The organism is Nitrospirota bacterium (assembly GCA_015233895.1).
Taxonomy (GTDB): domain Bacteria; phylum Nitrospirota; class Thermodesulfovibrionia; order Thermodesulfovibrionales; family Magnetobacteriaceae; genus Magnetomonas.
Genome location: JADFXG010000022.1, coordinates 40392 through 47365 on the forward strand (window position 1 = coordinate 40392; position 6974 = coordinate 47365).

Genomic DNA, 6974 nt, shown 5'->3' on the forward strand with positions numbered 1-6974 from the left:
TGCAGACAGTGTAAGAATATGGAATTTCAAATAATTTTACTTATACTCACTGCAAGGCGGTATTTGACGGAACCGTTGCTGCAAGCACAACCGTCTGAAATCGCCGTCATTTACGATTGCCTTTACAAAATCATTTATCTCAGAAAAACCATATCCGTTTGTTGACAGAAGTAGATCGTTGTAATAACGCTGCATTTTGGGATATTGCTCTACAAATATGTTTAAACCAGGCTGTTGTCTATCATCAGATATGCTGCTGTTTTTCCATGTTAGTAAAAAGTATCTCTGTGGATACACAGCTAATATCTTGAATTTTCTCATGATACTTTCCAATGTAAACAACGGTGTGTAATGAGATACGCAAAAGTTTGAATTTAGATTTATCAGAAAATGATTAAATCCATATTTTTTATATACGGCTATGGCCTCCTCTTCACTGCCGTACATTATGGCTTCGTAATCTCCATACCTGCTAATTCCGCTGTCCTCGGCAGAGGACTGGAACTTCCCTGGTGGAATTATTGTAAAAACCCTCTCAGCACCAAGCACAAGAACCTTACTGTTTTTTCCTACAGCTTTTTGTATGTCCAGTCCAATCCTATTGCTGCAATGTTTATTATAAATATAGGCAAAGGTATTTTTCCCAATTAAAAAATATGATATAGTCTTCAGATTATCGTTAAAGGGTTTATCAGAGCCGGTAATTGTCTTACCAGCCTTCATATATGCTCCGGAGGCACCAACTGCATCGTAATATATGCCGTCAGCGTCATAATTATAGACAGCAATAAACGTTAAAACCATTACCAATGAATATACAAACACAGTTATTGCATTTTTAAGATAAGGGGCTGCAGCTCGTTGTCCTGAGATATAATCCGTTAAAATATATATAGCATAAAGATAAATAACAGCCCTTATGAATATATGGCTTAAAGGGAATAACTCGGTTTGTGAACAATAGGCAGATGTAAGAATATTATGCACTAACAGTACGGCAATGAATAACATAAACTCAACGGCAATGAGTTGTATTTTACTTTTGATAAGAAAAATATTCAACAGACTGTAACTGTATGTTATTGCTATAAAAATTGCATAATATCTGAATTGAAAAACAAATTGTGCCGGATACGTAAAGAAATTCAAATAGCTGCCGTATTTACTGAACATTGTTTTTAAGTTGTTTAGTATATGTCCAGTACCGCTTAGTACTAACTCGGAGGCTGCAAACGAAATATTGCCGTAATACAGGGGACTTGCTCCCCAGTGCTTCAGTATATAATCATTTCTGTATTTAAATAAAAATGCAGGTAGATAATCAAACATACCTAAAACAAAATAGTTAAACAAAAGTATAATTACAACAGCAACTATAACAGTTGCAAGTAAATAATATGAGAATAATACTGTAATCTTGTTTCTATAGAAAAATAACGGTAATTGAGCAGTGATAAACATAAATATCAATGGGCCAACATACACTGTTGTTATCAAACAGGCCGCTATTGCCAACATATTTATTATGAGTAAATACAGGCTTTGCTTAGAAGACATATTTCGTCCGGAATACAGCAACACTGCAACGTAGAAGTAAAATATTGTAAATGCGCTAATCATCATATGTATATGTGCAAATCTGAGAAAAAAAAGCAGTGTATCGGATGAAACAAAAATAATCCCTCCAAGCAGTGGAATTATTGAATGATTGTCTGTCAGTCTCTTTAAGAAACCAACAACAATGAACGACGACAGGACAACAAGGTAAAAGGAACCTATTTGCAGTGATTGTACATCAGTAAGCAACATATACAGGTTATTTAATCCCGCCCCTCTAAACGTAAAACTGCTAGCAGAAATATTGCTGAAAATGCCATGGCTATTTAACACATCTGCACAGTATAGTGTAGTTTGATAGACCTCCGGCGTTGATATATCAGGCAAAATGCCTCTGGTGAAAAACAACAAGACAATAAAAAACATAAAAATACAAACGATAAGATATTCCAATGTATTATAATTTCTTTTTTGAAGATAACAAGGCAGATACACTTTATATTCTCTTACTGCATCTTTCAGGCTGTTATATGAGAAAAAAATAACCGGAGCACTAATCAGTACACATGTTAAAGGATAAAGAAGCTTGACGGCCCCTGCAACAAACATTATGATATTAATGAGGGCAGCGCCAGTAAAAGAGTTGATAATAAAACTATCCAAAATATTCAAAGCTGGTTTTTCAGTTTTCTTAGCGACCATTGTACAGAAATACTTACCCGTATAGAAAAAAAATATAACGATATAAAACAAAAAAAATATTCTAAGCAGATTATATATTATATATATGTAACTTTCAGTGTTGTAATAATTGTTCCATACATCAATGGTCTTAAAAAAATATATAAAAAGCAGGTACAACAATGTAAAGGCAGCACTTCCGGAAGATGCGTGCAACTTATTATAAATGTACAAACCACCTCCTTCAGTTTGATATCATAGCAAGAAAAACTCCTTTTTCTCAATATCTGACGGCACCTTGCCTATAGGAGTTTAGTCAAAAAAAGCATTGACAGACTCCAAATATTTGTTGTAAAACAACCTATGATAGGCTCATTAATATTGTTCTATTCACGGACTCCGATAGAGCATTTAACTATGGAAGTTAAAAACACGGTATGAGAATTTTAGCTGTACATCCTATTTACAGAGCAAATCAAACTATCGTATATATTCCATTAGGGCTTTCCATTATGTGTGCTGTTGCTGAACAACATGGGCATGAGGTTGAAGTGCTGGACATGCATAATTTAAAAATACCATACTCTGTTTTGGAAAACAAATTACGTAATAATGAATATCAAGTATGCATAATGGGCGGGTTTTCCTTACAAGTGAGTGAAATGAAAGTTGTCACGCAAATCATCCAGAAAATTCAACCGAATTGTAAGGTAATCGTCGGAGGTGTGGGAGTTGCCTCTATGCCGGAGATAATCATCAATTATACCAGAGTGGACGCCGTTTCTGTCGGTGAAGCTGAATTGACTTTCCCACCTCTGCTACAAGCAATCGCTGATGGAAAACCCTATTACGACATAGCAGGTTTTAGCTACAGGGTGAACAATTCGTTAATCCATCAACCCAGAGGTCCGATTCCACAAAACTTAGATGAGATTCCATGGCCAGCATACCATTTGTTTGACATAGATTATATCAGTCTGCGTTCTTATAACGGTATCCCTAACGGGCGTTCTATACATCTTATGACCTCGCGCGGGTGTCCTTTCCGTTGTGATTTCTGCATTAATTCTATACTCAATAACAGTGCTTTATCCAGAGAAATACACGGCGATAAGGCTGGACCTTCGAAAGCGCAGCGTTTTCGTTCCATCCCCAGCCTTATTACTGAAATACAACATATTCAGTCCACTTACGGAATTAATGATTTTCATTTTACCGACGAGGAGTTCATAACGCACCGGAAAAGACTGCAGGAGGTGTGTGACGCTTTTGAGTCGCTCGGCATTACATGGTCAACCTCCGGCCGGGCTGATTGGGCTACCGATGATAAATTGGCGGCAATGAAGCGGTCAGGCTGTCATTATATCTTGTTTGGTGTTGAAACAGGTTCTCAGAAGATGATGGACATGATGGACAAGAAAGCTAAAAAAGAGGCAGTTGTTGCAGGGATTCAATCTGCAAGAAAGGTTGGGCTTAGTTTTATACTAAATTTTATGATTGGCTATCCTGGTGAGACAAAGGAAACGATCGAAGAGACCATTGCTTTTTGCAAGGAAAACAGGCTTCTATATGCACCATCTTTTGTAACACTTTTCCCATATTCTAAAATGTTTCTTCGCTTTTCCAAAAATATTACAGACTGGGAGAACTACTTCGAGAGGCTCTCCAGAATTGACGATACGCGGGGGCTTTTTTATAATTTGACTGAATTTACGGATAAAAAACTCTTTGCGTTAAGAAATCATGCAGTTGCTACAACAATGGCTTCATATGTTTTCCCAAATGCTCCAAAGCTGCTCAATCCAATTTTGACGTGGTGCTTCAGGGCCGGTTTAGCGCTAATGGATATAATGCCAAGCACCACCCGAAAAATTATACGGGATTTTATCCGGTATCATCTTGATCTAAAAAAGTCTTTTTCAGGCCGGAAAATAAGATCCCGCCAAATACTCCCACATGATGTCGAACGAAAATTGCCCAAAGATACTATGCCTGATTCTTATGAAAAATCCGTTCTCGAACTTATAGAAAAAAAAACAGTGAAACTCCCAGCCGAAGAGCAGCGGGATATTGAAAATGAATAATGCAAATGCAGAGACGCTCCAGTTCCAGATTTTAAGACGCTGAAGCATCCTTGATATGATTAGACAGTGTAAGACTAGTGCGCTCTTTGGCTTGACAAGCACCCCTTCTCTGTTACAATACATGATATTGGTCGCTTACGTTGCTAAATGTGCAATGACTCTGGAGGGTTGGTAAGTGGAACATATACTTTTTATAAAGGATAGTTTCAGTATAGAGGGTGAACCTATGGGGGTGATGCAGCTTTCCGCCATAGCTAAAATGCAGGGCTTTAATACATGTCTTTGTAGTTCTAAGCAAGATTATAAAAAGCTAATCAATAAGCACAAGCCTGCAGCGATAGCAATTTCCATGTTATCAGGTGAATACACATCTATAAAAACCCTGATTGGAGAGATTAAGAGATATGCCGATAAAATACCGATAATTGTTGGTGGACCTCATCCAACATTTGCGCCATCAGCTCTTGAAGACTTCGGCGTGGAGGCGATATGTACAGGAGAGGGGGACAGGGCATTTACTGAAATATTAAAGCGTATCGGAGCTGGAACAAGTTTCGACGGGATACCAAATATTCATACAAAGACGCAGAAAACTCCCCGAGGTCCTTTAATTGAAAATCTGGACGAACTTCCTTTTATTGACCGTGAGCTTTATTACGAAGCCTCGCCTGTTAACAGAAGATTTAAGATGCGTTCTTTTTACTCATCAAGGGGCTGTCCTTACGGGTGCACATATTGTTTTAACCATGCCTATAATAAACTTAACAAAGGTCTTGGCCGGGTTGTCAGAAAACGCTCGGTAGAGAACTTAATAGAGGAGCTGGAAATTGTCACAAAAAAATATGATACACAATATATACGCTTCAGTGACGATGTATTTACGCACGCAGCAGACGACTGGCTAGAGAAATTTTCAAAAGAATATAAACGTAAAATAGGCATTCCTTTTTATTGTCTGGTACGGTCCAACTCTGTAACAAAAGACATGGTAACTCTTTTAAAAAACGCTGGCTGCAATTCTGTTTGTATGTGTATAGAGGCAGCCAATGCCGACCTGAGAAGGCTCATTTTAAATCGTAACCTATCCAATGAAACTATCATAAAATCCTTCGATTTGTTCAACGGCTCAGGCATTCACACCTACTCCAACTCCATGTTGGCATTACCAACTGCAACATTGAAAGACGAACTTGACTCTTTAGATTTGAACATCCGGTGTAAACCTACATGTGGGTTATTCAGCATACTGCTTCCATACCCAGGCACAGAAATCCATGACTACTGCATCGAACACAATCTTTTAGATAAAGATTATAACTTTGAAGATATCAGTAGGTCTGTAGGAAGCTATTCTATGCTGAGTTCATTTACAGACAAGGAAAAAAAGATTCAAAAAAACATTGTTTTTTTGGGTCCACTGGTGATAAAACTCCCGTTTTTAAAAAAGCTTTTTGTAAAATACTTAATATATATGCCGAATAATTTTATATTTCTTTTCATACATTATTGTACAAAGTACTATCTATTTAAGAAGTACATTATTCCTATGAGATACACCCTGACAGATTACCTGCACTTTATGATAGCAACGCTTAAGTCCGAGTTCAAAAATATGGGGGTTTCAAATAAAGACACAATTCTTCCCGAACAACTGTAAATACATAATTATACCTTTGTATAATCCAGAAACAGATAATACGCTGCCATGATACCGGTACTTTTGCGTGTTGATATTGACTTTTCTTTCGGCCTGAAAAAGGGAGTGCCCTATATCATGGATGTGCTCGAGCGATACGGTATTAAGGCAACCTTTTTCCCTGTAATGGGCCCCGACACAGTTTCATCTCATACAAAAAAGTTTTCCCAAAAAGGGTATATAAAAAGAATAATGACCATGAATCCGCTTAAAATGCTTGCTGGATTTGGCCCATTGTTTTTCCTTAGGGGAAAACTCCTGCCGCTTAAATATGTCGGCAGCGGCCACCCCGAAATACTAAAAAAAATCATAAGTGCAGGACACGAGCTTGGACTTCACAGCTATAATCACGCACAGTGGGCTAATCAGTGGCCGAATCTGCCAGATACGTACATTGAAGAGGAGCTAAAAAGGGCAGGAGATGAATACAGAAAAGTTTTTAAAAAGGATTGCCGTCTCTGGGGCTCCCCTAACTGGAGAACCTCAGAGTATCTTTACCACCTGCTTGATAAAAACGGCTCCCGCTATACATCTAATACACGTGGAAACAGTCCATTTTCCCCTAAATACGGAGACAGAGTTTATAAAACTGTGGAGTTTCCTATATCCATGCCGGCGCTTCACGAACTGATACAAACCGGAATCAGAAAACAGGATACTCCTAAGATCTTTGAAAAGTGCCTTACCTCCGATTACAACCAGTGGGTAATACATTGTTACTACGAGGGGATTTTAGAGAAAGAAATGTTTGAAAACGTACTCAAACATTTGATGGAAAAAGGCTGTACCTTTTATACCTTTGAACAGTTTTTTGAGCAAACAGGCTCCGGCTGCCTACCTGCCTGTGAAATAGACTCCATCACGGTACCTGGCGGCATTGGGAAAGTTTCCTGCCAAAAAACATTCTTAAAAAACAACTACTTTACACATCTGTCAGCAAACCTTTGACTCTTTGA

Annotated in this window: 4 protein-coding genes; 3 read left to right on the plus strand and 1 reads right to left on the minus strand. The window is 38.0% G+C overall.

Annotated elements, in window-relative coordinates; translation table 11 throughout:
• Positions 1–36: 36 nt before the first annotated feature.
• Positions 37–2259, minus strand: coding sequence for a hypothetical protein (locus HQK88_12855; GenBank protein MBF0617691.1), 2223 nt, complete (start codon positions 2257–2259; stop codon positions 37–39).
• A 416-nt stretch (positions 2260–2675) separates the two neighbouring features.
• Here HQK88_12855 and HQK88_12860 point away from each other — a divergent pair, with 416 nt between their 5' ends.
• The 3 genes from HQK88_12860 to HQK88_12870 all read left to right on the plus strand — a co-directional run bounded on the left by HQK88_12860 (position 2676) and on the right by HQK88_12870 (position 6966).
• Positions 2676–4322: a radical SAM protein gene (locus HQK88_12860; GenBank protein MBF0617692.1), complete on the plus strand. Its 1647-nt coding sequence runs from the start codon at positions 2676–2678 to the stop codon at positions 4320–4322.
• Between the two features lie 175 nt (positions 4323–4497).
• Positions 4498–5979, plus strand: coding sequence for a B12-binding domain-containing radical SAM protein (locus HQK88_12865; GenBank protein ID MBF0617693.1), 1482 nt, complete (start codon positions 4498–4500; stop codon positions 5977–5979).
• Between the two features lie 117 nt (positions 5980–6096).
• The gene (locus tag HQK88_12870) at positions 6097–6966 is read left to right on the plus strand and encodes a polysaccharide deacetylase family protein (protein MBF0617694.1); all 870 of its coding nucleotides are present in this window, start codon (positions 6097–6099) and stop codon (positions 6964–6966) included.
• Positions 6967–6974: the final 8 nt, after the last annotated feature.